This window comes from Propioniciclava sp. MC1683, assembly GCF_014164675.1.
In the GTDB taxonomy this organism is placed as follows: Bacteria; Actinomycetota; Actinomycetes; order Propionibacteriales; family Propionibacteriaceae; genus Propioniciclava.
Genome location: NZ_JACJFX010000007.1, coordinates 128,436 through 152,867 on the forward strand (window position 1 = coordinate 128,436; position 24,432 = coordinate 152,867).

The 24,432-nt window shown below is 71.6% G+C and carries 25 protein-coding genes; 19 read left to right on the forward strand and 6 right to left on the reverse strand.

All coding sequences use genetic code 11. The features are described from left to right. Positions 1-123: 123 nt before the first annotated feature. Together dapB and H5397_RS06530 are read left to right on the forward strand one after the other, a co-directional pair. Positions 124-855: a 4-hydroxy-tetrahydrodipicolinate reductase gene (gene dapB / locus H5397_RS06525; RefSeq protein ID WP_182815818.1), complete on the forward strand. Its 732-nt coding sequence runs from the start codon at positions 124-126 to the stop codon at positions 853-855. A gap of 4 nt (positions 856-859) precedes the next feature. Then, entirely contained in the window at positions 860-1,567 is a 708-nt protein-coding gene (locus tag H5397_RS06530; protein WP_182815820.1) for a DUF2993 domain-containing protein, read from the forward strand. Here the strand turns inward: H5397_RS06530 and H5397_RS06535 are convergent, their stop codons facing one another. Beyond that, complete coding sequence (locus tag H5397_RS06535; protein ID WP_182815822.1) at positions 1,568-2,611, reverse strand: glutathione S-transferase family protein; 1,044 nt, start codon at positions 2,609-2,611, stop codon at positions 1,568-1,570. 56 nt (positions 2,612-2,667) lie between these two features. After that, positions 2,668-3,618 carry a sugar-binding transcriptional regulator gene (locus tag H5397_RS06540; RefSeq protein WP_182815824.1) on the reverse strand — a complete coding sequence of 317 codons (951 nt, stop codon included), beginning with the start codon at positions 3,616-3,618 and terminating at the stop codon, positions 2,668-2,670. Between the two features lie 108 nt (positions 3,619-3,726). Between H5397_RS06540 and H5397_RS06545 the strand changes: the two genes are divergently transcribed. The 3 genes from H5397_RS06545 (at position 3,727) to glpK (ending at position 7,933) form a co-directional block, all read left to right on the forward strand. Beyond that, the gene (locus H5397_RS06545) at positions 3,727-5,454 is read left to right on the forward strand and encodes a glycerol-3-phosphate dehydrogenase/oxidase (protein WP_182815826.1); all 1,728 of its coding nucleotides are present in this window, start codon (positions 3,727-3,729) and stop codon (positions 5,452-5,454) included. A gap of 116 nt (positions 5,455-5,570) precedes the next feature. Beyond that, positions 5,571-6,335: an MIP/aquaporin family protein gene (locus H5397_RS06550; protein ID WP_182815828.1), complete on the forward strand. Its 765-nt coding sequence runs from the start codon at positions 5,571-5,573 to the stop codon at positions 6,333-6,335. 83 nt (positions 6,336-6,418) lie between these two features. After that, complete coding sequence (gene glpK, locus H5397_RS06555; protein ID WP_182815830.1) at positions 6,419-7,933, forward strand: glycerol kinase GlpK; 1,515 nt, start codon at positions 6,419-6,421, stop codon at positions 7,931-7,933. Positions 7,934-8,061: 128 nt separating this feature from the next. Here the strand turns inward: glpK and H5397_RS06560 are convergent, their stop codons facing one another. Both H5397_RS06560 and H5397_RS06565 read right to left on the reverse strand, forming a co-directional pair. Then, entirely contained in the window at positions 8,062-8,610 is a 549-nt protein-coding gene (locus tag H5397_RS06560) for a GNAT family N-acetyltransferase (protein ID WP_182815831.1), read from the reverse strand. Between the two features lie 71 nt (positions 8,611-8,681). After that, positions 8,682-9,299, reverse strand: coding sequence for an AAA family ATPase (locus H5397_RS06565; protein ID WP_182815833.1), 618 nt, complete (start codon positions 9,297-9,299; stop codon positions 8,682-8,684). A 99-nt stretch (positions 9,300-9,398) separates the two neighbouring features. Here H5397_RS06565 and H5397_RS06570 point away from each other — a divergent pair, with 99 nt between their 5' ends. The 3 genes from H5397_RS06570 to H5397_RS06580 all read left to right on the forward strand — a co-directional run bounded on the left by H5397_RS06570 (position 9,399) and on the right by H5397_RS06580 (position 13,703). Next, complete coding sequence (locus tag H5397_RS06570) at positions 9,399-11,081, forward strand: ribonuclease J (protein WP_309224300.1); 1,683 nt, start codon at positions 9,399-9,401, stop codon at positions 11,079-11,081. A 108-nt stretch (positions 11,082-11,189) separates the two neighbouring features. Further along, complete coding sequence (rpmB, locus tag H5397_RS06575) at positions 11,190-11,384, forward strand: 50S ribosomal protein L28 (RefSeq protein WP_182815835.1); 195 nt, start codon at positions 11,190-11,192, stop codon at positions 11,382-11,384. Positions 11,385-11,489: 105 nt separating this feature from the next. Further along, positions 11,490-13,703 (forward strand): ATP-dependent DNA helicase RecG, encoded by a 2,214-nt coding sequence (locus tag H5397_RS06580; RefSeq protein ID WP_182815837.1) that lies wholly within the window; start codon positions 11,490-11,492, stop codon positions 13,701-13,703. Here the strand turns inward: H5397_RS06580 and H5397_RS06585 are convergent. Continuing rightward, on the reverse strand, positions 13,700-13,939 hold the full coding sequence (locus H5397_RS06585; protein ID WP_182815839.1) for a pyridoxamine 5'-phosphate oxidase family protein: 240 nt from the start codon (positions 13,937-13,939) through the stop codon (positions 13,700-13,702). The two genes, H5397_RS06580 and H5397_RS06585, sit on opposite strands and share 4 nt — an antisense overlap. A gap of 1 nt (position 13,940) precedes the next feature. Then, positions 13,941-14,372: a pyridoxamine 5'-phosphate oxidase family protein gene (locus tag H5397_RS06590; protein ID WP_182815841.1), complete on the reverse strand. Its 432-nt coding sequence runs from the start codon at positions 14,370-14,372 to the stop codon at positions 13,941-13,943. Positions 14,373-14,407: 35 nt separating this feature from the next. On the opposite strand from H5397_RS06590, the gene H5397_RS06595 reads away from it, so the two are divergent. From H5397_RS06595 to ftsY, 11 genes are all read left to right on the forward strand, one after another. Further along, complete coding sequence (locus H5397_RS06595; protein WP_182815843.1) at positions 14,408-14,992, forward strand: RsmD family RNA methyltransferase; 585 nt, start codon at positions 14,408-14,410, stop codon at positions 14,990-14,992. Beyond that, positions 14,989-15,480, forward strand: a complete 492-nt coding sequence (gene coaD, locus H5397_RS06600) for a pantetheine-phosphate adenylyltransferase (RefSeq protein ID WP_182815845.1) — start codon at positions 14,989-14,991, stop codon at positions 15,478-15,480. Before H5397_RS06595 ends, coaD begins: the two co-directional genes overlap by 4 nt. Beyond that, positions 15,477-15,905, forward strand: a complete 429-nt coding sequence (locus H5397_RS06605) for a hypothetical protein (protein ID WP_182815847.1) — start codon at positions 15,477-15,479, stop codon at positions 15,903-15,905. Before coaD ends, H5397_RS06605 begins: the two co-directional genes overlap by 4 nt. 124 nt (positions 15,906-16,029) lie before the next feature. After that, a complete protein-coding gene (locus tag H5397_RS06610; RefSeq protein ID WP_182815849.1) occupies positions 16,030-16,575 on the forward strand; it encodes a DUF177 domain-containing protein in 546 nt (181 codons plus the stop codon). 38 nt (positions 16,576-16,613) lie between these two features. After that, positions 16,614-16,805: a 50S ribosomal protein L32 gene (gene rpmF / locus H5397_RS06615; RefSeq protein ID WP_182815851.1), complete on the forward strand. Its 192-nt coding sequence runs from the start codon at positions 16,614-16,616 to the stop codon at positions 16,803-16,805. Beyond that, the gene (gene rnc, locus H5397_RS06620) at positions 16,802-17,500 is read left to right on the forward strand and encodes a ribonuclease III (RefSeq protein WP_309224301.1); all 699 of its coding nucleotides are present in this window, start codon (positions 16,802-16,804) and stop codon (positions 17,498-17,500) included. Before rpmF ends, rnc begins: the two co-directional genes overlap by 4 nt. After that, on the forward strand, positions 17,501-18,337 hold the full coding sequence (gene mutM / locus H5397_RS06625) for a bifunctional DNA-formamidopyrimidine glycosylase/DNA-(apurinic or apyrimidinic site) lyase (RefSeq protein ID WP_182815853.1): 837 nt from the start codon (positions 17,501-17,503) through the stop codon (positions 18,335-18,337). A 31-nt stretch (positions 18,338-18,368) separates the two neighbouring features. After that, positions 18,369-18,953: a GtrA family protein gene (locus H5397_RS06630; protein WP_243760773.1), complete on the forward strand. Its 585-nt coding sequence runs from the start codon at positions 18,369-18,371 to the stop codon at positions 18,951-18,953. A 9-nt stretch (positions 18,954-18,962) separates the two neighbouring features. Continuing rightward, on the forward strand, positions 18,963-22,526 hold the full coding sequence (gene smc, locus H5397_RS06635; RefSeq protein WP_182815855.1) for a chromosome segregation protein SMC: 3,564 nt from the start codon (positions 18,963-18,965) through the stop codon (positions 22,524-22,526). A gap of 45 nt (positions 22,527-22,571) precedes the next feature. Beyond that, positions 22,572-23,237 (forward strand): hypothetical protein, encoded by a 666-nt coding sequence (locus tag H5397_RS06640; protein WP_182815857.1) that lies wholly within the window; start codon positions 22,572-22,574, stop codon positions 23,235-23,237. 23 nt (positions 23,238-23,260) lie between these two features. After that, complete coding sequence (ftsY, locus tag H5397_RS06645) at positions 23,261-24,424, forward strand: signal recognition particle-docking protein FtsY (protein ID WP_309224302.1); 1,164 nt, start codon at positions 23,261-23,263, stop codon at positions 24,422-24,424. The last annotated feature ends 8 nt before the right edge of the window (positions 24,425-24,432 follow it).

A 24,432-nucleotide genomic window follows, 5' to 3' on the forward strand; every position in this document is an offset into this window, starting at 1 on the left:
GGTCAAGCCGCCGCCCGAGCCGGACCCAGCTGCCGTTGCAACGCCAGCTACGTGTCGGCAGGCCGGTTCCGTGGCCGGATAACAGCAGGGCGAGGACGAGAGGGCCACCGTAGGATGGCACCCATGCTGAAGGTTGCGGTGTTCGGCGCCCGGGGGCGCATGGGGCAGGAGCTGTGCCGGGCGATCGGCGAGGCGGACGACCTGGAGCTGGTCGCGGCGCTCGACGTGGACGACGACCGCGAGCCGGCCCAAGCGGCCGACGTGGCCGTCGACTTCACCGTCCCGGACGCCGTCATGGGCAACCTCGAGTGGTGTGCGGAGCAGGGCATCCACGCCGTGGTGGGCACGACCGGCATCACCGCCGAGCGGCTCGAGCGCATCCGCGAGCTGTTCTCCGGGGACGCGAACGCCGTGGTCGCCTCGAACTACTCGATCGGTTCGCTGCTGATGATGAAGTTCGCCGAGATCGCCGCGCCCTTCTTCGAGTCGGTCGAGATCATCGAGCTCCACCACCCCAACAAGGTGGACGCCCCCTCCGGCACCGCCGTGACCACCGCTGGCCGGATCGCCGCCGCCCGCGCCGCGGCCGGGCTCGGCGCCACCCCCGATGCCACCGAGCTCGACCCCGACGGCGCCCGCGGCGCCAAGGTCGACGGGATCAGCGTGCACTCGGTGCGCCAGCGCGGGCTGTTCGCCAACCAGGAGGTGCGCTTCGGCAACGAGGGCGAGCAGCTCGTCATCACCGAGAACGGGTTCACCCGCGGCGCGTACATGCCGGGCGTCCTGGCCGCCGTCCGGGCCGTGCCCACGCTCCCGGGCGTGACCGTGGGCATCGAGTCACTGCTGGGGATCTGAGCCCATGAAGCGCTTCCTCGGGGTCCTGGTCGTGCTGGTGCTGCTGCTCGCCGGCCTGGTCGTGGGGGGCGCCTACGTGTTCGACGACCGCATCCGGTCGACCGTCGAGGACCGGGTGGCCGTCGAGCTGCAGCGCAGCGTGCCGTTCGCGACGCGACCGACGGTGGGCATCGAGGGCGAGCCCCTCGCGCTGCACCTGGTCACGCGTGAGTTCCCGAGCGTGAACGTCCGGGCGCGCGAGATGCCGGTGCAGGCGGCGCAGGGGACCACCATCCCGCTGTACGACGTCGACTTCACCCTCACCGGCGTCCGCTACGAAACGGACGCCGTGCACGCGGCCTCGCTGACCGGTGGCGGGTGGCTCGACTACGCCGACCTCGCGGCCGTGGCCGGGGCACGGATCCAGCCGACCGAGGACGGGCGCCTCGCTCTCGAGCGCGACGTCGAGTTCCTCGGTGTCGCCTTCACCGGACGCCTCGTGGGCCGGGCCGCGCTCGACCGGGCCACGCAGACGATCACGCTGACCGACACCGAGCTCGACCTGGCCGGCGTCGCGATCCCGCCCGACGCCACGCAGGCCCTGGTGGACGCGATCCTCCAGCCGATCCCGGTGGCCCTGCCCTACGGCCTCCAGCTCAGCGCGCTGGAACCGGGGGAGCAGGGCCTGGACGTGGTCGTGGACGCGACCGACGTCACGTTCCCGACGCGCTGATCAGGCCAGCTCCACCGGGTTGGGGGAGCGCTCGCCGTTGCGGACCCGCCCGGGGGGCGTCCCCTCGCCGAAGGGCGACCCGTCGAGCTTCTCGCGGTCGTGCGGGCTGAGCCACTCCACGGGGTCCGGCCCCTTCGGCACGATCTGGTTCGGGTTCAGGTCGGTGTGCACGATGTAGTAGTGGCGCTTGATCTGCTCGAAATCGATCGTGTCGCCGAACCCGGGGGTCTGGAACAGGTCGCGGGCATAAGCCCACAGCACGGGCATCTCGGTCAGCTTGGAGCGGTTGCACTTGAAGTGGCCGTGGTAGACGGCGTCGAAACGCACCAGCGTGGTGAACAGGCGCACGTCGGCCTCGGTGATCGAGTCGCCGACGAGGTAGCGCTGCAGCCTGAGGCGGTCCTCGAGCCAGTCGAGCGCTTCGAACAGCCGTAGGTAGGCCGCCTCGTACGCCTCCTGGGAGCCTGCGAACCCGCACCGGTACACGCCGTTGTTGACGTCGTGGTAGATCCGCGCCATGACCTCGTCGATCTCCTCGCGCAGTCCCTCGGGGTAGAGGTCGGGCGCGCCGGGCCGGTGGTGCTCGGTCCACTCGGTGGAGAAGTCGAGGGTCATCTGGGCGTAGTCGTTGGTCACCACCGCGCCGGTGGTCACGTCGACCAGGGCGGGGACCGTGATGCCGCGCGAGTAGTGCGGGTCGCGCTTGAGGTAGGCGTCCTTGAGCCGGTGGATGCCGAGCACGGGGTCGACCTCACCGGGGTCGAGGTCGAAGGTCCACGAGTCGGCGTCGTGGGTGGGGCCTGGCAGGCCAAGGCTGATCGCGTCCTCAAGGCCCAGTAGACGCCGCACGATGATCGTCCGGTTCGCCCACGGGCAGGCTCGCGCGGCGATGAGGCGGTACCGGCCTGGTTCGACGGGCACGGCGTCCTCACCGTCGTCGACGGTGCGCTTGACGCGCGTGGCGATGTAGCGGGTGTCGCGGTCGAACTCCTCACCCTTGCGGGAGTACACACCGCCCTTGCTGTGCTCGGGTCGCTCGGCCATGACACCACCGTCTCACGCCGGGACGCCCCACGGCCACGTCTCGCAGCAGGGGACCTCTACAGCCGACGCAGCGTGGCCCGGGCGGTCGCCTCGTCCAGCACGAGGTCGGTCGCGACCCCGGCTCGCAGGGCCCCGACCACCGCCGGCGCTCGCAGCGGGTCGGCCACCACGCAGATCCGACGGGGCACGCGGGCCAGCTCGCCCGGAGTGAGCCCGGTGGCCCGTTCGTTGGCGGCGATGTCGGCGTAGCTGCCGTCCTCGCGCAGCAGCACGGTGCAGATGTCGCCGACGACGCCATCGGCGGCCAACTGCAGGCGCTCGTCCTCGTCGAGGTAGCCGGCGGCGTACACGTGGGAGGGGATGGAGCCGGTCAACGAACCCACCCCGAAGATGGCGACATCGAGGCGGGCGAGCTGGTCCAGCACATGGCGCACCGACCGCTCGCGCCACATGGCGGCCTTGGTGTCGGGGTAGTCGAAGAACGCCGGCACGGGGAAGAGGACCACCGCGGAGTCGAACGCGTCACCGATCGACTGCATGATTTCGCGGATGTAGGGCACGCCGGACGACCGCTGGTTGGCGCCCCCGTTCATCTGGATGATCGCGCTCCCCGTCAGCGGCCGGTGGCGCAGGTGCTGGGTCAGCGACGCCATGGTGACGCCCCACGCGACCCCGATGTTCATCGAGTCGCCGACGACCTCCGTGAGCAGGCCGGCGGCGCGTTGGGCGACCTGGTCGATGCGTGCCATGGGGGAGAGGCCCCCGCGCAGGGCGACCAGGTGAACCCGGACACCGAAGGCGTCCGACAGGGACCGGGCGACCGGCGCCTGCGAGCTCGACCCCTCGGCGATGGTGATGCGCACCAGACCGGTCTCGCGCGCGTCGGCCAGCAGGCGCGACACCGTCGAGCGAGAAACGTCGAGCCCGTGGGCGATCGCCTCCATCGTCTCGCCCTGGACGTAGTAGCGCGTCGCCGCGAGGTACATCTGTTCGTAGCGCTCGTTCACCGACCACCTCCACGCTGCACGTTCGTGCATAAGCGTGCACCATCCGTGCAGTTGGGACAAGATGAGTCCGTCAGCGACGAAGACGACGCACACACCTGGAGCCCAAAGATGACCATTCCTGCCCTCAATCCGACGCAGCGCGCGCGCGACCTCGAGGCGGTGACCGACGAGACGTTCGACATCCTGGTGATCGGGGGCGGCGTGACCGGAGCCGGCGCCGCGTTGGACGCCGCCACGCGCGGGCTGAGCGTGGCGATCGTGGAGGCCCAGGACTGGGCCTCGGGCACGTCCAGCCGCTCGAGCCGGCTGATCCACGGCGGCCTGCGCTACCTCTACAACCTTGACTTCGCTCTCGTGGCCGAGGCCCTCACCGAGCGCGGTCGCCTGCTGACCAAGCTCGCCCCCCACCTCGTCAAGGCCCAGCCGTTCCTCTGGCCCCTGAAGCAGCGCGTCATCGAGCGCGCCTACTCCGCGGTCGGTGTGGGCCTCTACGACGTCCTCGCCGTGGCGGGCGCCGGCGGCCGCAAGACCGTTCCGATCCAGAAGCACCTGAGCAAGCAGGGGGCCAAGGAGCGCTTCACCGACGTGCGCGACGACGCCCTCATCGGTGCGATCGAGTTCTACGACGCCCGCGTCGACGACTCGCGCATGGTCATCAACCTCGTCCGCAGCGCCGTGCGCCACGGCGCCCGGGCGCTCTCGCGTGCCCAGGTGGTCGGCTTCGTGCAGGACGCCGGGGGTCGCGTCGGCGGCGCCACGGTCAAGGACCTGGAGTCGGGCGAGGAGTTCACCATCAAGGCGCGGGCCGTGATCAACGCCACCGGCGTGTGGACCGAGACGACCCAGGCGTACGCCAAGACCACCAAGGGCCTGAAGGTGCTCGCCAGCAAGGGCATTCACATCGTGGTGCCGCGCGAGCGCATCAACGCCCGCTCCGGCATGTTCCTGCGCACCGAGAAGTCGGTGCTGTTCATCATCCCGTGGCGCCACTACTGGGTGATCGGCACCACCGACACCGCGTGGCACGAGCAGCTGAAGCACCCCGTGCCCACCGCGGCCGACATCGACTATGTGCTGGACCACGCCAACGCCGTCCTGTCCGCCAACCTGACCCGCGACGACGTGATCGGCACCTACGCCGGGCTGCGGCCGCTGCTGCAGCCCGTCGGGCACGACGAGGCCAAGTCGGCCAAAGTGTCGCGCGAGCACACGACGCTGGAGGCGGCGCCCGGCCTCGTGGTCATCGCCGGCGGCAAGTACACGACCTACCGCGTCATGGCGGCGGACGCCGTCGACGTCGCCCTCGGCAAGGTGCGCGCCAAGGAGCTGCCGTCGATCACCAAGGACGTCCCCCTGCTGGGCGCCGATGGGTTCGATGCCTTCGCGCGGCGGGCGGAGTCCCTCGGCGCGCAGTACGCGCTGACCTCCGAGCAGGTCGAGGACCTGCTCGACCGCTACGGCTCGGAACTGCCTGCTCTGTTCGCCCTCATCGACGAGGATCCCGCGCTTGGCCAACGGCTCGAGGCGTGCCCGTGGTACCTGCGGGCCGAGGTCGCCTTCGCGTGCCTGTACGAGGGTGCCCTCCACCTCGAAGACATCCTCATCCAGCGCATCCGGCTGAACTCGACCACGCCCGACCGTGGGGCGTCCGCGGTCGACGAGGTGGCGCAGATCGCCGCTCCCTTGTTGGGATGGGACGACGAGCGCACGGCGTCGGAGAAGGCCAACTACACCGCGCGAGCCGCCGCTGAGCTCGCGGCCCAGGAACAGCCGAACGACGCTGCGGCGTCGCAGGCCCGCATCGAGGCTACGGATGTGACGCCGTCCTCGTTGTAGAACACCCCTGGCTCGTCGCAACCGCGGCGGGCCACCATCACCCAACCAGTGGCGACCCCGCTCCCCGCGGACGCCGTTTCGGCACTCGCATCGTCGATGCCAGAAAGTGAGATCACGTGTCTCTAGGAACCGTCTTCCTCTCGGAGGTCGTCGGCACGGCGATGCTGCTGTTGCTCGGCGGTGGCGTCGTCGCCAACAACATCCTGCCCAAGAACAAGGGCGCAGGCACCGGCTTCCTGCACGTCAACTTCGGCTGGGGCCTCGCGGTCTTCGCCGGTGTCCTGGTGGCGTACAAGTCCGGTGGCCACCTGAACCCCGCCGTCACGTTGGGCCTCGTCGCCGCGGGCAACGAGGAGTTCGTGCCCGGCATCGCCGTGAACGCGATGTCGATCGCCACCTACATCAGCGCCCAGATGCTCGGCGCCTTCATCGGTGCCGTGCTCTGCTGGCTGGCCTACAAGAAGCAGTTCGACGATGACGCCCCCGCGGGCGCCAAGCTCGGCGTCTTCTCGACCGGCCCCGAGATCCGCAACCCGCTGTGGAACCTCGTCACCGAGGCCATCGGCACCTTCGTGCTGGTGCTGGTCGTCCTCGCGTCCGGCAACTGGGGCGACTCGGCCACCAACACCCCGGCCGGCCTCGGCTGGCTCGGCGCCCTCGGCGTCGCCCTGCTGGTCGTCGGCATCGGCGCCTCGCTCGGTGGCCCCACCGGCTACGCCATCAACCCGGCTCGTGACCTCGGCCCGCGCATTGCGCACGCCGTGCTCCCGATCCCGAACAAGGGCAGCTCCGACTGGGGCTACAGCTGGATCCCGGTTGTGGGCCCCATCACCGGCGGCGTGCTCGCCGGCCTCATGAGCGGCGTGCTGCTCCCCGCCTGATCCACCCCGCACCACGGGTGGCCGGACGCCGGGCGTCCGGCCAGCCACCCCAACCGAACAACACAACGATGTGAAGGAACACCATGACTGGCAAGTACGTCCTCGCCATAGACCAAGGCACCACCAGCTCGCGTGCCATCATCTTCGACCACAGCGGCCAGATCGTGGCCACGGGCCAGAAGGAGCACGAGCAGATCTTCCCGCGCGCCGGGTGGGTCGAGCACGACCCCAAGGAGATCTGGGACAACATCCGCGAGGTCGTCGCCGAGGCGCTGGCCAAGGCGTCCATGAACAAGGACGACATCGTGGCCGTCGGCGTCACCAACCAGCGCGAGACCGCGATGGTGTGGGACAAGAACACCGGCGAGCCGGTTTACAACGCGATCGTGTGGCAGGACACCCGCACTGACAAGATCGTCAAGGAGCTCGGCGGCGGCGACGACGACAAGTACAAGGCCAAGGTCGGCCTGCCCCTGGCCACCTACTTCTCGGGCCCGAAGGTCAAGTGGATCCTCGACAACGTCGAGGGTGCGCGCGAGAAGGCCGAGGCCGGCGACCTGATCATGGGCAACATGGACACCTGGGTCATCTGGAACCTCACCGGCGGCACCGACGGCGGCGTGCACGTGACCGACGTGACCAACGCCTCCCGCACCATGCTGATGGACCTCGACACGCTCGCATGGGACGAGGGCATCGCCAAGGACATGGGCATCCCCCTGTCGATGCTGCCCGAAATCAAGTCGTCGTCCGAGGTCTACGGCGAGGGCCGTTCGCACGGTCTGCTCGCCGGCGTCCCGATCGCCGGTGACCTGGGCGATCAGCAGGCCGCGACGTTCGGCCAGGCCGCCTTCGAGGTCGGCATGGCCAAGAACACCTACGGCACCGGCTGCTTCATGCTGATGAACACCGGCGAGGAGAAGGTGCCCAGCAAGAACGGCCTGCTCACCACGGTGTGCTACAAGATCGGCGACAACAAGCCGATCTACGCCCTCGAGGGTTCGATCGCGGTCACCGGCTCGCTGGTGCAGTGGCTGCGCGACAACCTGAAGATGTTCGACTCGGCCCCCGAGGTCGAGGAGCTGGCCAACTCGGTCGAGGACAACGGTGGCGCCTACCTGGTGCCGGCGTTCTCGGGCCTGTTCGCGCCGTACTGGAAGTCGGACGCCCGCGGGGCGCTCGTCGGCCTCACCCGCTTCGTCAACCGTGGTCACATCGCCCGAGCCGTGCTGGAGGCCACCGCCTACCAGACGCGCGAGGTGCTGGACGCCATGGAGGCCGACTCGGGTGTGCAGCTGGCCGAGCTCAAGGTCGACGGCGGCATGACGATGAACGACACGCTCATGCAGTTCCAGGCCGACCAGCTCGGCGTGGACGTCGTCCGCCCCGTCGTCGCCGAGACCACCGCGCTGGGTGCGGCGTACGCCGCCGGCATCGCGGTCGGTTTCTGGGACGGCGAGCAGGACGTCATCGACAACTGGGCCGAGGCCAAGCGCTGGACCCCGTCGATGGACGAAGACGAGCGTGCGCGCCTCTACCGCAACTGGAAGAAGGCCGTGACCCGGACCTTCGACTGGGTCGACGACGACGTCACCTGACGCTGATCAGACCGGACGCCGCCCGCGGGAGTTTCCCGCGGGCGGCGTTCCGCGTTGCCGGACGGAGGGGCGTCCAGATGTCAGTTCTGGCCGTCGGTGGGTCACGTGGCGGAGCGAGCGCCGCGGGGTCAGCCCAGCGCGGTGTGCATCCGGATCATCTTGACCGACGCCGCCTCGTCCTCGGTGCTCACCGTCTGGTGACCGCCGTCGGGACCCCAGCCGGCCGAGTCCAGGAAGCGCCGCAGCGGGTCGTCGGTCGAACGGACCCACCAGGTCGCGCGGTTGAAGCCGTCGGCGCGCATGGTGTCGGCGACGGCGTTCAGCAGCCGCGAGCCGTGGCCCTGGCGCTGGGCGGGCGGGTCGACGATGAACTCGCCGACCATCGCGTCCTGGCCCGGGTGGGCGTCGTCGTCGTCGGAGGGGCCGATGGCCGCGAACCCGACCACGCGCCCATCCTCGATCGCCACCAGCACCCGGAACTTCGCCAGCGGCGGCTTGGCGATCGCGTGCGCCCACGACTCGGTCATGCTCGCGAGGTCGACCGACGCGAGCACGTGCTCGGCCACGTCGGTGGGGAACAGTTGCTGCCAGCTGCGGCGCTGGATCGCGGCGATCCGCTCGGCCTCGGCCGGGAGGGCGAGGCGGCAGGAGTCGGGCGTACGGGGAGCGTCGGTCACCCCGACATGCTAGCGGCGCCCGGACGCCCCCACGGGGGAGGCGTCCGGGCGCCGGTCGAGCGTGGCCCGGGTCAGGCCTTCTTGGCCTCCACGGCGGCCTTGATGATGGACACGACGGCCGCGACGGGCAGCTGCGAGCCGTTCACCACGAGGTCGTACCAGTCGTTGGTGCGCGGGTCGAAGTGGTAGGTCTTGTCGGACAGCTGCGAGCGGAACTCGTCCTCGATCACCTGGCGCTTCCGGGCCCGGTCCTCACCGATGCCGCTGGCCTGCGCCGCGAACGCCACGCGACCCGCCACGGGGCCGTCGAGCTTCACGTGCAGGGTGTTGGGCCGGTCGCGCAGGATGTACTGCCCGTTGCGGCCCTGGATCACGCCGCCGACCGTGGCGGCCTGGCGGACCACGGCGGTGTTCTCCTCCGCCATCGCGGCGTAGTTCGACTCGGACGCGGTCGCCGCAGCCGACACCGCGCCGTCGTAGGTGAAGTTGGCGGGTGCGAAGTTGCGCAGCAGGCGTCCGAGCGCCCCCTCGCGCTCGCGCTCGGCGGTGGCCTGCTCGATCGCCTCCGACGAGTAGGCCTGCTTGTGCAGCGGGAGCTTGAGGTCGGCGGCGAGGGCCTCCGCGACCGCCTCCATGTTCGACCCGTACGTCTCCCACAGGGTGATCACGAGCGGGGTCTGTCCTGCCATCACGTCCTCCTCAGGGTGGTGTTCCTTTCGGTCATGCTAATCGTCGCGGCCCCGCCCGGCGGGAGATTGTCTTTGTTGCCACCGGGCTAGAGTGACCCCGTGCGTGAAGCCCTCAAGACACCGCCCCAGCTCGCTCCCGACACCCTCCGGATCACCCCTCTGGGCGGCCTGGGGGACGTGGGCCGCAACAGCGCGACCTTCGAGGTCAACGGCGAGATCCTGATGGTCGACTGCGGGGTGTTGTTCCCCGACGAGACCCACCCCGGTGTCGACCTGATCCTGCCCGGCCTGCACCTGGTCAACGACCGCCTCGACGACATGGTCGCGCTCGTCCTCACCCACGGCCACGAGGACCACATCGGCGCCGTGCCCTACCTGCTCCGCCGCCGTCCCGACATCCCCGTGCTCGGCAGCAAGCTCACGCTGGCGTTCGTGCGCGAGAAGCTCAAGGAGCACCGCATCCGCAACACCGACCTGCGCGAGGTCGAGGAGGGGTCGCGCACCCGGATCGGCGGGTTCGACCTGGAGTTCATCGCGGTGAACCACTCGATCCCCGACGCGCTGGCGGTCCACATCCGCACGGCGGGCGGCAGCGTGCTGCACACCGGCGACTTCAAGATGGACCAGCTGCCCCTCGACGGGCGCATCACCGACCTGCGCGCCTTCGCCAAGGTGGGGGAGGAGGGGCTCGACCTGTTCATGGTCGACTCCACCAACGCCGAGACGCCGGGCTTCACGACGCTGGAGAAGGACATCCAGCCCGCCATGGAGCGCGTGTTCGCCCACGCCCGCGGCAAGCTGATCGTGGCCTGCTTCGCCTCCCACGTGCACCGCGTGCAGCAGGTCATGGACGAGGCCGTGAAGTACGGCCGCAAGGTGGTCTACGTGGGCCGCTCGATGGTGCGCAACATGTCGATCGCCGCCCAACTCGGCTACCTGAACGTGCCGGGCGACACCCTGATCGCGCTCGACGACATCGAGAACTACGCCGACCACGAGGTCGTGATCATCTCCACCGGCTCGCAGGGCGAGCCGCTGAGCGCCCTGAGCCGCATCGCCAACCACGAGCACCCGATCATCCGGGCCGGCCACGGCGACACGGTCCTGCTGGCCAGCTCGCTGATTCCCGGCAACGAGAACTCGGTCTACCGGGTCATCAACGGCCTGACCAAGAACGGCGTGAAGGTCGTGCACAAGGCCAACGCGCTCGTGCACGTCTCCGGCCACGCCTCGGCCGGCGAGCTTCTCTACTGCTACAACATCGTCCGGCCCCGCAACGTGATGCCGGTGCACGGCGAGGTGCGCCACCTCGTCGCCAACGCCGAGTTGGCCATCGCCACGGGCGTCCCGCGCGAGAACACCGTCGTGGTGGAGGACGGCGCCGTCGTCGACCTGCGCAACGGCCGGGTCAAGGTCGTCGGACGCCTCGAGTGCGGCTACATCTTCGTCGACGGCTCAACCGTGGACGAGATCGGCGAGGCGGAGCTGGACGAGCGCCGGATCCTGGGCGAGGAGGGCTTCATCTCCGCGATCGCCGTGGTCAACCTGCACTCCGGGTCGCTCGTCGAGGGCCCCATCATCACCGCCCGCGGCTTCGTGGGTGCCGAGGGCATCTTCGACGACATCACCGCCGAGGTGGCGACGGCGCTGCGTGAGGCGTTGGAGGAGGGTGCCGACGACACCCACCAGCTGCAGCAGGTCATGCGCCGGAGGATCGGTCGTTGGGTCAGCAAGAAGTTCCGGGCCCGCCCCATGATCGTGCCGGTGGTGCTGGCCACCTGAGCGCCGATTTTCCTGTCCGCCCGCCATCGGTTAGGATGGGCAGGTTCCATTTCGAGCACTGGTCCCGACGCGTGTCGTCGCGGGGGCCGACCACCAAAGGAGATAGCCATGGCCGCCGTGTGCGATGTCTGCGCCAAGAAGCCGACCTTCGGCCACAACGTGCCCTGGTCGAAGAAGAAGACCAACCGCCGCTGGAGCCCGAACATCCAGTCCGTCCGTGCGTTCGTCAACGGCGGCACCAAGCGCATGAACGTGTGCACCGGCTGCCTCAAGGCCGGCAAGATCGCGCGCGCCAAGATCTGACGCACCACCACGTGAAGACCCGCCACGGCGGGTCTTTTCGTTTGCCCGGGCACGGGCGGCGGCCCGGTCCGGGGATTGTCCGGGGCGCTCGCTAGGATCGCCGCCATGGCACCCCGGGAGTGGAGGACCGCCGCGTTCGCCGAGCTGAACGCGCCCCTGTCGACCGTCCTGGGCGCCCAGGCCAAGCACTTCGAGGCGCTGCGCATCCACACCGTCGGCGACCTGCTGCGCCACCTGCCCCGGCACTACCTCTCCGGCACCGAGCTCACCGACCTCGCGACGCTGGAGGAGGGCGAGCACGTCGCCGTCATGGCCCGGGTCGCCGAGATCGCCGTGCACGAGGGCCGCGGGGGTCCGGCGCGCGGGCGGCGCGGGCCCCAGTCCCGTCTCGAGGCCACCCTGACCGACGGCGTCGGACGGCTGCGGGCCACCTTCTTCGGGGGCAACCACCTGGTCAAGTGGTGGGCCAAGCAGCTGGACGAGGGCGTCCGCGGCATCTTCGTCGGCAAGGTCGGGGCCTTCAACGGCCGCCCCCAGATGACGCACCCGGCCTTCGTGATGTTGGACGCCCAGGGCCGGGTCGTCGGCCGGTCGGAGGAGAAGGAGAAGATCGCCGACCTCGCGCGGTCCGGCCTGGTCGGGCTGTACCCCGCCACGGCGAAGCTGAAGACGTGGACGATCGCCGAGTCCGTCCGGCTGGCGCTGCACACCCTCGACGGCGTCGAGGACCCCTGGCCGGCCTGGGTGCGCGAGCGGGCGGGCGTGGTCGGGCTGCTGGAGGCCTACTCCGCGGTCCACCGGCCGGGCAGCCGCGGCGACATCGAGCGCGGCAACGACCGGCTGCGCTTCGACGAGGCGTTCGCCACCCAGCTCACGATGGCCTACCGCCGCGCCGAGAACGCGCGGCAGTCGGCCGGGCCGCGCCCGCGGCGTCCGGACGGGTTGCTCGACGCGTTCGACGCCCGCCTGCCGTTCACGCTCACCGAGGGGCAGCGCCGCGTGAGCGAGGAGGTGTTCGCCGACCTGGCCCGCACCCAGCCCATGCAGCGGCTGTTGCAGGGCGAGGTCGGGTCGGGCAAGACCCTCGTCGCGCTCCGCGCCATGCTGGCCGTGGTCGACGCCGGCGGCCAGGCCGTCCTGCTCGCGCCCACCGAGGTGCTGGCCCAGCAGCACCACCAGACGATCGTGGGGCTGATGGGGGAGCTGGGGATGGGTGGCGGGGTCCTCGGCGCCCCCGAGCACGCCACCGACGTGGTCTGCCTGACCGGCTCGATGCCGGCGGCGGTGAAGAAGTCGGCGCTGTTCAAGATCGCCTCGGGCGAGGCGGGGATCATCGTCGGCACCCACGCCCTGCTGGCCGACCACCTCCAGTTCGTCGACCTGGGCCTGGTGGTCGTCGACGAGCAGCACCGCTTCGGCGTCGAGCAGCGGGCGGTCCTGACCGACCGCGCGCACGCGCGACCACACGTGCTGGTGCTGACGGCCACGCCGATCCCGCGGTCGGTGGCGATGACGGTGTTCGGCGACCTCGAGGTCTCGACGCTGGCCGAGCTGCCGCAGGGGCGCGCCGACGTGACCACCACGGTGGTCGACGCCCGGCGCCGCCCGGCCTGGGTCGACCGGGCGTGGGAGCGGGTCCGCGAGGAGGTGGCCCAGGGGCGCCAGGTGTTCGTGGTCGCCCCCCGCATCGGCACCACGGCCAAGGAGGGTGAGGGGCTCGGCGTGCTGCAGTTGGCCGAGCAGCTGCGCTCCGGGCCGCTGGCCGGGGTGCGGCTGGGCGTCCTGCACGGGCAGCTGCCGGCGGAGGAGAAGGAGGCCGTCATGGGGTCCTTCGCCAGCGGCGACCTCGACGTGCTCGTCGCCACGACGATCGTCGAGGTGGGCGTCGACGTGCCGAACGCCTCGATGATGGTGGTCTGGGACGCCGACCGCTTCGGCATCAGCCAGCTGCACCAGCTGCGCGGCCGGATCGGCCGCGGTGGGCTGCCCGGGGTGTGCCTGCTCGTGAGCGCGGCCGAGCCCGAGGCCGAGTCCTGGCAGCGGCTCGCGGCGGTCGCCTCGACCCGCGACGGCTTCGTGCTCGCCGAGCTCGACCTGGCCCAGCGGCGCGAGGGTGACGTGCTGGGCGCCAGCCAGTCGGGGGGCCGGTCCACGCTGCGCCTGCTGCGGGTGCTGGAGCACGCCGACATCATCGACAGCGCGCGCACGATCGCGGTCGACGCGGTGGAGCGGGACCCGGGGGCGAAGACGCCGGGGTTCGCCGACGCGGTGACCCAGACCAACCTCGTCGCCGACGGCGACTGGATCGAACGGGCCTAACCGCCGGCCTGCGCCGCCCGGGCCGCGTCGTTGAGGGTGAAGCGCCGCCCCGAGAACTTCGTGCCGATGTCGGTGCGCACGACGAGCCCGCGGTCGTCGACGGCGAAGTTGACCGGGAAGACGTCGGGTTCGCCGGCCATGACCACCACCAGGCGACCCACGGGGACGCCCTCCAGCAGGGCCCAGCACTCCTCCGGACCGAGCGGCTGGATCGGTTCGGGGTGGAACGCGCCCACCTCAGCCGACCGGGTGGAAGGGTTCAGGCTCGGGGCCGAAGCGGAAGCGGCGTCCGGTGACCTCGTCGACCGCGAGGCGCACCCAGTGCTCCTTGTGGGTCGGCACCCACGGGTCGAGCTCGAGAGAGGTGGCGGACTCGCGCTCCTCGCCCTCCATGACGTGGGGGGTGCCGTGGGCCAGCACGCTGACCGCGCCCTCGTGCGTCCACTCGTCGACCTGGAATGCCATGCGTCCGCCCAGGGAGGCCGCGAGCAGCTTGCTGCCCTCAGCGGTGCGGAACACCAGGGACTGCCCGTCGACCACGTAGTTGACGGGGAAGATGTCGGGCTCGCCACCGATCACGATGGCCAGGCGCCCGATCCGGTGGGCGGTGAGGAACTCCCAGGCCTGCACCTCGTCGAGTTCCTGGACCGTGTCGTGCGGCGTCGTCATGACCCCGATCATCCCATGTCGCTAGCCTCGTCCCCATGGGTCGGATCATTGCCGGACGTGCCAGGGGCCACCGCGTGGCCGCCCCGTCCCACGCGCGGACGCGCCCGACCAGCGATCTCGTGCGGGAATCGGCGTTCAACCTGATCGCGGACTGGGCCGGCACGGTGGGGGAGGCCGCAGACCACATGCTGGACAGGTTCTCGTTCCTCGACCTCTACGGCGGCACCGGCGCGGTGGGGCTGGAGGCGGCGTCCCGCGGGGCGGGTCCGGTCGTGTGCGTCGAGAAGGACCGGTCCACGGCGGCGCTGGCGCGCGAGAACGCCACCGCCACGGGGCTGGACGTCCAGGTGGTCGCATCCTCGGTCGACGCCTACCTCGCCGGGGCGCCGCAGGTCTTCGACGTGGTGTGGTTCGACCCGCCCTACGACCTGCCCACGGCCGTGGTGGACGCCCAGGTGGCGGCCGTCGTCGACCGCTGGCTGGCCCCCGACGGGCTGGTCGTCGTCGAGCGGGCCACCCGCGACACGCCGCCCAGCTGGCCCGATTCCCTCACTGACCAGCGCACACGGCGTTACGGTGAGACGACCCTGTACCTCGCCAGCAAGGAGGACGACCGATGAGGGCCATCTGCCCGGGATCGTTCGACCCGGTCACCCACGGGCACCTGGACATCATCGAGCGGGCCGCGCAGATGTTCGGCGAGGTCGTCGTGGCCGTGGGTCGCAACAGCGCCAAGAACTACCTCTTCACCCCCGACGAGCGCGCGGCGATGATCGCCGAGGCCACCGCCCACCTGCCCAACGTGCGGGTGGAGATGCTCGAGGGCCTCCTGGTCGACTTCTGCCGCGACCGCGACATCGACGTGATCGTCAAGGGCCTGCGCTTCGCCAGCGACTTCGAGTTCGAGCTGCAGATGGCCCAGATGAACTTCGCGCTGTCCGGCATCGAGACGATCATGCTGCCCACCGCGGCCCGCTGGGCGCACCTGAGTTCGACCATGATTCGCGAAGTTGCGAAGCTGGGCGGTGACGTGTCCCAGTTCGTGACCGCCGACGTCGCGGACCGCATCCGGGCCAGGACGGCCCCCGTCGAAGGAGGAACGGCATGAGCGCCGACGCAACCGAGGCCCTGTCCGCCATCAGGTCGCTCGTCGAGCAGGCCAAGGGCGTGCCCATGACGTCCAACGTGCTCGTCCCCCGCGCCGAGGTGCTGGAACTGCTCGACCGGGCCGAGTCGGCGGTGGCCGCACAGGGCGCGGTCCCGGCCGGCGAGGCCGAGGCGATCCTCGAGCAGGCCCGGGCCGAGGCCGAGGGCATCGTGGCCGAGGCGCGCGGGCGCGCCGAGGGGCTGGTGTCCGAGACCGAGGTCTCCCGCGCCGCCGAGGAGGAGGCCCTCGCCTTCAAGCACGAGGCCGACACCTGGGTCGACGGGCGCCTGTCCGAGCTGGAGACCGGCCTGCACCGCACGCTGGAGCAGATCGAGACCATGCGGGAGCGCCTCCACCAGCGGTCCCGGATCGACGACGAGGAGTGAGCCGGCACCCCGCCGTGCGCGGGGCGACGACACCCACGGCGTCCGTTTGGACGCTCGGGGCGTGAGCAGGTAAAGTAGCCATTCGGTTATGACGCTGTCGTGCCAGCAGTGAAGGGGTCCCGCGATGACGAATCGCTCCATCGACCCTCGCTCGGTCCTCGTTTTCGACATCCACGAATTCGGGCACCGCGCGGGCGGGAGCAAGGAGATCGTCGACGACGTACCCGCACCTGAGGGCATCGGCAACGACGTGATCGGAGTGCCGACCGAGTCTCCGATCCACCTCGACCTTCGGCTCGAGGGGGTGGGTGACGGGGTGTTGGCCACCGGCGTCGCTGAGGTTCAGCTGCGCGGGGAGTGCGCTCGGTGCCTGACCGAGATCGAGGCGGACGCCGAGATCGACCTGCAGGAACTGTTCCTCTTCCCGGGCACGGACCCCGACGACACCGAGGCCAGCCGTGTCGAGGCCGAGATGATCGACCTCGAACCCGTCCTGCGGGACGCGGCGATGCTCGACCTGCCGTTCATCCCCCTGTGCCGGGAGGATTGCGCCGGGTTGTGCCCCACCTGTGGGGTCAACCTGAACGACGATCCCGACCACGGGCACGGCGAGGCCATCGACCCGCGCTGGGCCGACCTCGCCGACTGGGCTGAGGGCACCCAGGACTGAGACACCGGGGCAGTCGCCCCACGACCGAGGAGTTTGACGTGGCTGTTCCCAAGCGGAAGATGTCCCGCAGCAACACGCGCGCCCGCCGTGCGCAGTGGAAGACGTCCGCGCCGCAGCTGGTGACCTGCGCCAACGCCGCCTGCCGTGCGAAGCACCTGCCGCACACCGCGTGCCCCGAGTGCGGCCAGTACGGCCCCCGCACGGCGCGCCGCCAGGTCCTCGACCAGTGACCGACGCGGCGCGACGCCGCGTACATGACCTACTCGACCAGCTGGGGATCGACATCGATCCCCAGCTGTTCGAGCGTGCGTTGACCCACCGTTCGTGGGCCTACGAGAACGGCGGCTCCCCCCACAACGAGCGCCTGGAGTTCCTCGGCGACTCGGTGCTCGGGGTCGTCGTGACCGAGCACCTCTACCGCACCTACCCCGACGAGCCCGAGGGCTGGCTGGCGAAGATGCGTGCCGCCGTCGTGAACACCTACGCGCTGGCCGACGTCGCCCGCGGTCTCGGGCTGGGCAGCCTGCTGAAACTGGGCAAGGGCGAGATCGGCACGGGGGGCGACGACAAGGACTCGATCCTCGCCGACGCCACCGAGGCGGTCATCGCCGCGGTGTTCCTGTCGGCCGGCCGGGACGCCGCGGAGGCCTTCGTGCATGCGCTCATGGACCCGGTGGTCGCCACCGCGTCGGCCGAGGGGCGCTCCACCGACTGGAAGACCGCCCTGCAGGAGCTCGCCGCCGAGCGCGGCCTGGGCGCGCCCGGCTACGAGCACACCTCGACCGGGCCCGACCACGACAAGCGGTTCCACGCGGTGGCGGTCGTGGCCGGCACCACCTACCCGGGCGCGAAGGCCCGGTCCAAGAAGCTCGCCGAGCAGGCCGCCGCCAGGCTGGCCCACGAGGCGCTGTCCGAGGCGGGCTGAGTGCCCGAGCTCCCCGAGGTCGAGGTCGTCCGGCGCGGTCTGGAGCCCGCGGTCACCGGGCGCCGCATCGACGGCGTCCAGGTGCTGCACCCGCGCCCGGTCCGCCGTCACGCGGCCGGTCCCGACGACTTCGCAGCCTCCCTGACCGGCCGCACCTTCGGCGTCCCGCGCCGGCGCGGCAAGTTCCTCTGGCTGCCGTTCGACGACGGTGACGCCCTGCTGGCCCACCTGGGCATGTCCGGCCAGTTCCGTCTGGACGCCCCCGGCGCACCCCTCCAGCGGCACGCCCGGGTGCTGCTCGACCTGGCCGACGGCGTCCAGCTGCGTTTCGTCGACCAGCGGATGTTCGGCGGCCTGTCGCTGTCGCCCGGCGGTGCCGAGCTCCCCGACGAGGTGGCGCACATCGCCCGCGACCTGTTCGACCCCGAGCTCGACCGCGACGCGCTGGTCGCGCGCATCGGGCGCAGCCACAGCGCGATCAAGCGGGTGCTGCTGAACCAGACCGTCGTGTCCGGCATCGGCAACATCTACGCCGACGAGGCCCTGTGGCGGGCCCGCGTCCACTCCGAGACCCCGGCGTCGGCGCTGCCGCCGGCGGCGGTCGCCGCGCTGCTGGAGGCCGCGCGCGCCGTGATGGCCGAGGCCCTCGACCAGGGCGGCACCTCCTTCGACGCGCTCTACGTCAACGTGAACGGCGAGTCCGGCTACTTCGACCGCACCCTCGACGCGTACGGCCGCACCGACCAGCCGTGCCCGCGCTGCGGGACGCCGATCACGCGGCAGTCGTTCATGAACCGCAGCTCCTTCTCGTGCCCCACCTGCCAGCCGGCGCCGTGACCCCCTGCCGAGGCGGTAGGCTCTCGTCTCCGTGAACCCCGTTACCAAGCTGTGGACCCGCTGGGGCAACAGCATCCGCGAACTGCTGAAGTTCGGCATCGTCGGCGGCGCCGGCGTCGGCGTGAACATGCTGACGGTCGCGGTCGCACACAACATCGGGTTCCACGTCTTCGGGGTCGAGGACTACGACGCGTTCATCCCCCTGCCCGGCACCGAGCGGGCCCTGCGGTTCTACATCGTCTACGCCGGCATCGCCTTCGTCGTGGCGAACCTGTTCAACTTCTTCTGGAACCGGCACTGGACGTTCCGCAACCAGGGCGAGCGCGCGCCCGTGTGGAAGGAACTCCTCCCGTTCCTCCTCGTGGGGGCGGTGGCCCAGCTCGTCGGCTTCGTGATCCTGTACCTGCTGCGCAACCCGGGCTCGCCCGCCTACCTGAGCCACGCGTTCTTCACCGACGCCGGGCCGTGGTGGACCAAGCGCCTGTACTGGGCGCAGCTGATCCAGATCGTGCTCGTGATGCCGATCAACTTCGTGGTCAACAAGCTGTGGACGTTCCGCGCCGTCCGCCGGCGACACGCGGCGTCCACCCCCGTGGCCGGGCCGCCCGCTCCGTAAGGTGGCCGTGTGTACCTCAAGTCCCTGACGCTGCGCGGCTTCAAGTCGTTCGCGTCGGCGACGACCCTGAACTTCGAGCCGGGCATCACCTGCGTGGTCGGACCCAACGGGTCGGGCAAGTCCAACGTCGTCGACGCCCTGAGCTGGGTGATGGGCGAGCAGGGCGCCAAGACGCTGCGCGGCGGCAAGATGGAGGACGTCATCTTCGCCGGCACCGCCGGGCGCGCGCCGCTGGGCCGCGCCGAGGTGAGCCTGACCATCGACAACATCGACGGCGCGCTGCCGATCGAGTACACCGAGGTCACGATCAGCCGCACGATGTTCCGCGCCGGGGGCTCGGAGTACGCCATCAACGGCAACCCCGCCCGCCTCCTCGACGTGCAGGAGCTGCTCAGCGACTCCGGCATCGGCCGGGAGATGCACGTCATCGTGGGGCAGGGGCAGCTCGACACGATCCTGCAGGCCACCCCCGAGGTGCGCCGCGGCTTCATCGAGGAGGCCGCCGGCGTCCTGAAGCACCGCAAGCGCAAGGAGAAGGCGCTCCGCAAGCTCGACGCCACCCAGGTCAACCTCGACCGCCTGGCCGACCTGGTCGCCGAGATCCGCCGCCAGCTCAAGCCCCTGGGCCGGCAGGCCGAGGTGGCCCGCAAGGCCGCGGTCGTGCAGGCCGAGCTCCGGGACGCCAAGGCCCGCCTGCTCGCCGACGACTACGTGATGGCGTCGCTGGCGCTGGAGTCCGACCTGGCCGCCGAGGCCGAGATCAAGGCCCGGCGCAAGGCGCTCGAGGACGCCCTGGAAGCAGCGCGCGAGGCCGAGGCCGAGGCCGAGGCGTCCGTGCGCGAGGTGGCGCCCGAGCTGAACCGCGCGCAGGAGACCTGGTACGCGCTCGCCGCGCTGCGCGAACGCACGGCCTCGACGCTGAGCATTGCGCAGGAGCGGGTCCGCAACGCCGCGACCGTGTCGGCCGATGACCGCCGGGGTCGCGACCCCGAGCTCATCGAGGCCGAAGCCGCCGGGGTGCGCGAGACCGAGGAGGCGATCAACGCGAAGGTCGCCGAGCGGGCCGAGGCCCTGCGTGCCGCCTCCGTGGCGCGCGAGGAGGCCGAGAAGGCCCACGCCGAGGCCGAGAAGCAGTACGCCGCGCAGTTGCGCGCGATCGCCGACCGCCGCGAGGGCCTGGCCCGGCTCGCCGGCGAGGTCAACTCGCTGAAGTCGCGCACCGAGGCCGCCGACGCCGAGATCGAGCGGCTGCGCTCGGCCGGTACCGAGGCCCGCAAGCGCGCCGACGAGGCCCGCGCCACGTTCGCCCGCCTCGAGACCGAGTTGGGCGGGCTGACCGAGGGCGAGGAGGACCTGGACGCCGAGCACGAGTCCGCCGACGCCGAGCGGGTCGCCGCCACCGAGGAGCTGGAGTCGCTCAAGGCGCAGGAGCAGGCCGCGCAGCAGGAGCGGGCGTCCATCGCCGCGCGGCTGGAGGGCCTGAAGGTCGGCCTCGACCGGCGCGACGGGTCGGGGGCGCTGCTGGCGGCCTCGGCCGAGCTGTCCGGCGTGCTCGGCTCGGTGGGCGCGCTGGTGCGCGTGGAGCCGGGCTTCGAGTCGGCCGTCGCCGCCGCCCTGGGCGGCGCCGCCGAGGCGGTCGCCGTCACCGGGCTGGACGCCGCGATCGAGGCCTTCGCGCACCTGAAGTCCGACGACCTCGGACGCGCCGGGCTGCTGCTCGGTGGTGCCGCGGACGTGGGGGACCGCTCCGATTGGCCCGACCTCCCCGCCGGCGCCCGTTACGCGGTCGACACCGTCACCGCCGACGCCGGGCTCGTGCCCGCCCTGACCCGGCTGCTGCGCAAGGTCGCCGTCGTCGACGACCTCGCCGCGGCCCGCTCGCTCGTCGCGGCCCTGCCCGACACGAGCGCCGTCACCCGCGACGGCGACCTGCTGTCGAGCTGGTTCTCCACGGGTGGCTCGTCGGCGCGCCCGAGCCTGATCGAGGTGCAGGCGGCGGTGGACGAGGCGTCCGAGGCGCTGGTGCGGGCGCAGGCCGATGTCGAGCGTCTGGCGTTCGCGCGCGCGGCCGCCGTCACCAAGCTCGAGGCCGCCACCCAGCGCACCGAGGCCGCCCTGGCCCGCCTGCACGAGTCGGACGCCCAGTTCTCGGCCCTGGCCGAGCAGCTGAGCCGGCTGAACCAGTCCGCGCGGGGCGCGATCGCCGAGGCCGAGCGTCACGACGCGTCGGTGGCGAAGGCGGAAGAGGGCCGCGACCGCAACGCCGAGGCGCTCGCGGGCCTCACCGAGCGCCTGCGCGTCGCGCAGGACACCAGCCAGGTCGCCGAGGCCGACCCGTCCGAGCGCGACCGGCTGGCCGTCGAGGCCGCCCGCACCCGCCAGGCCGAGATGGAGGCCCGCCTCGCCCTGCGCACCGACGAGGAGCGCGCCCGCGCGCTGGCCGGCCGCGCCGAGTCCCTGCTGCGCGCGGCGCGCGCCGAGCGCAACGCGCGCGCCGAGGCCGCCGCCCGCCGCGAGAAGCTGCGCCGCGAGGCCGAGGTCGCCCGGGCCGCGGCCGCGGCGTCCGAGTGGCTGCTCGGCGTGGTCGCCACCTCGCAGGAGGCGGCCGGCCGCGCGCGCAAGCTGGCCGACGAGCGGCGCGTGGAGGCCGACCGGCGCGTCCACGACGCCCGGCAGCGCAGCCGCGACCTCGCCCGCCAGTTCGAGGGCATCGTCGACGTCGCCCACCGCGACGAGCTCGCCCGCGCCGAACAGCGGATGCGGATCGAGTCGCTGGCCGAGAAGGCGCTCGAGGAGCTCGGCCTGGCCGCTGAGGTGCTAGCGGACGAGTACGGCCCCGACCAGCTCGTGCCCGTGCTGACCCGCCCGGACGGGACGGCGCTCACCGAGGACGACGAGCAGCCCGAACCGCGCCCATTCGTCCGCGAGGAGCAGGAGAAGCGGTTCCGCACCGCCCAGCGCAACCTCGACCTGCTCGGCCGGGTCAACCCGCTCGCGCTGGAGGAGTTCGAGGCGATGAGCGAGCGCCACCAGTTCCTGGCCGAGCAGCTCGACGACCTCAAGCGCACCCGCACCGACCTGCTCGGGATCATCGCCGACGTGGACGCCCGCGTGGAGCAGGTCTTCGCCGAGGCCTACGCCGACGTGGAGGCCGCCTTCGAGCACTCCTTCGCCCGGCTCTTCCCCGGCGGCGAGGGACGCCTCGTGCTCACCGAGCCCGGGTCCTGGCTCACCACCGGCGTGGACGTCGAGGCCCGGCCCGCCGGCAAGAAGGTCAAGCGGCTGTCGCTGCTCTCGGGCGGGGAGCGGTCGCTGGTGGCGGTCGCGTTCCTGGTCGCGCTGTTCAAGGCCCGCCCGAGCCCGTTCTACATCCTCGACGAGGTGGAGGCGGCCCTCGACGACACCAACCTCGGCCGCCTGCTCGGCATCTACGAGGAGCTGCGCGAGAACAGCCAGATGCTCGTGATCACCCACCAGAAGCGGACGATGGAGATCGCCGACGCGCTCTACGGCGTCACGATGCGCGAGGACGGCATCTCCACGGTCATCAGCCAGCGCCTGCGCGAGGGTTGAGCCCGCCTCGGGCATACTGGACGACGACCAAGGAGGTGACCCCCCATGCCCGTCATGATCTTCACGATGCTCATCGTGCTGGTGCTGGCCGCCGCGATCATCGCGGTCGTGGTCATGGGGATGGAGGGCACCGGCCGCCGGCAGCACCCCGAGATCGCCGAGGCGATGGCGCGCACCGCCCGCCACCTCAACGGCGAGGGCGAGCCGCCCCGGGCGCTCGTGCAGCTGTTCGACGAGATCGACGAGGTCCCCGACCTCAACGTGCGTGACCTGCCCGACAAGCTCCGCAACCTGCGTTCCGCCGCCTCCGCGCGCTCGGCCTGGTCGGCGCTGTCTGCCCGCTCCGCGGCGTCCGCGAACCCGCCCGAGGCGCCGGAGGGCGAGGCGCCCACCGGCGTCGACGCACCCGAGGGGTGGGCACCGACCGCCCCGGAGGCCTCCGGTGTCGACGAGTCGGCCGCACAGGCCATGAGCGACGCGCTGTCCGCGCCGGCGCCCCAGGGGCTCGACGACGACCCGTACGGCGTCTTCGGCATCACCGACCCCGAGCACGACCCGGCGGCCTCCGCTGACGAGGCGTCCGCCGCCGACGACCTCGCGGAGCCGGCCGAGGAGACCTCGGCGGAGGCGTCCGGCGAGCCGGGTGAGGATGCCGTCAACGGCGACACCGTGGTCCGTGTACGCCTGCCGGAGGGCGAGCCGAGGGCCTGACCCCGCGGCACTAGGATGGCCGGGTGACGCTGAACTTCAACGACCCCACGCTGCTCTGGATCATCGTCGGCGCCGTCGTGGCGCTGGCCGCGATCGTGACCACCGCGCTGGTCGTCCGCAACCGCCGCGTCCGCGAGCTGGAGCGCCGGGACCGCCCCTCGATCGAGACCCCCACCGCGCCGCCCGCCACCCCGTCCGACGGCGTCCTCGTCGAGGAGCCGGTGGCACCCACCGAGCCCGCCGCCCCCACCACCGAGCGGCCCGAGGCAGCCGGCACGCGCCTGTCCCGGCTGCGCCGCCGCCTCGCCGGCTCCAACAACGTGCTCGCCCAGGCCCTGCTGGGCCTGATCAGCACCGACCGGCTCGACGCCGACACCTGGGACGACTTCGAGGCCACCCTGATCGGCTCCGACCTCGGCGTCGGCCCGACCACCGAACTCGTCGACACCCTGCGCATGGAGCTGTCGATCGACGGGGTCAACGACCCCACGCGCGCCCGCACCGTGCTGCGCCAGGAGCTGGTGAAGCTGGCCGACCCGACCCTCGACCGCGCGCTCAACGTGACCGGCGCCGACGGCCTGCCCGCCGTCGTGCTGGTCGTCGGCGTGAACGGCACCGGCAAGACCACGACCGTGGGCAAGCTGGCCCGCCTGCTGGTCGCCGAGGGCAAGACCGTCCTGCTGGGCGCCGCCGACACGTTCCGCGCCGCGGCCGCCGAGCAGCTGCAGACCTGGGGCGACCGCGTGGGCGTCGAGACCGTCCGCGGCCCCGAGGGCGCCGACCCCGCCTCGGTCGCCTTCGACGCCGTGGACACCGGCGTCGCCAAGGGCGTCGACGTGGTGCTGGTCGACACGGCCGGCCGCCTGCACAACAAGTCCAACCTGATGGACGAGCTGGGCAAGATCCGGCGCGTGATCGAGAAGCGCGCCCCGATCACCGAGTGCCTGCTGCTGCTGGATGCCACGACCGGCCAGAACGGCCTCATCCAGGCCCGCGTGTTCGACGAGGTGACCGACCTCACCGGCATCGTGCTGAGCAAGCTCGACGGCTCGGCCAAGGGCGGCATCGTGGTGCAGGTGCAGCGCGAGCTCGGCATCCCGGTGAAGTTCATCGGCCTGGGCGAGGGCGCCGACGACCTGGCCCCCTTCACCGCCGAGGGCTTCGTCGACGGCCTGCTGGGGGAGTGACGCCCGCG

Excerpts from the sequence above, each read along its gene's own strand:
- dapB (WP_182815818.1), top strand. The coding sequence starts at position 124 with ATGCTGAAGGTTGCGGTGTTCGGCGCCCGGGGGCGCATGGGGCAGGAG.
- H5397_RS06530 (WP_182815820.1), top strand. The coding sequence starts at position 860 with ATGAAGCGCTTCCTCGGGGTCCTGGTCGTGCTGGTGCTGCTGCTCGCC.
- H5397_RS06535 (WP_182815822.1), bottom strand. The coding sequence starts at position 2,611 with ATGGCCGAGCGACCCGAGCACAGCAAGGGCGGTGTGTACTCCCGCAAG.
- H5397_RS06545 (WP_182815826.1), top strand. The coding sequence starts at position 3,727 with ATGACCATTCCTGCCCTCAATCCGACGCAGCGCGCGCGCGACCTCGAG.
- glpK (WP_182815830.1), top strand. The coding sequence starts at position 6,419 with ATGACTGGCAAGTACGTCCTCGCCATAGACCAAGGCACCACCAGCTCG.
- H5397_RS06565 (WP_182815833.1), bottom strand. The coding sequence starts at position 9,299 with ATGGCAGGACAGACCCCGCTCGTGATCACCCTGTGGGAGACGTACGGG.
- rpmB (WP_182815835.1), top strand. The coding sequence starts at position 11,190 with ATGGCCGCCGTGTGCGATGTCTGCGCCAAGAAGCCGACCTTCGGCCAC.
- H5397_RS06580 (WP_182815837.1), top strand. The coding sequence starts at position 11,490 with ATGGCACCCCGGGAGTGGAGGACCGCCGCGTTCGCCGAGCTGAACGCG.
- H5397_RS06590 (WP_182815841.1), bottom strand. The coding sequence starts at position 14,372 with ATGACGACGCCGCACGACACGGTCCAGGAACTCGACGAGGTGCAGGCC.
- H5397_RS06595 (WP_182815843.1), top strand. The coding sequence starts at position 14,408 with ATGGGTCGGATCATTGCCGGACGTGCCAGGGGCCACCGCGTGGCCGCC.
- coaD (WP_182815845.1), top strand. The coding sequence starts at position 14,989 with ATGAGGGCCATCTGCCCGGGATCGTTCGACCCGGTCACCCACGGGCAC.
- H5397_RS06605 (WP_182815847.1), top strand. The coding sequence starts at position 15,477 with ATGAGCGCCGACGCAACCGAGGCCCTGTCCGCCATCAGGTCGCTCGTC.
- H5397_RS06610 (WP_182815849.1), top strand. The coding sequence starts at position 16,030 with ATGACGAATCGCTCCATCGACCCTCGCTCGGTCCTCGTTTTCGACATC.
- H5397_RS06640 (WP_182815857.1), top strand. The coding sequence starts at position 22,572 with ATGCCCGTCATGATCTTCACGATGCTCATCGTGCTGGTGCTGGCCGCC.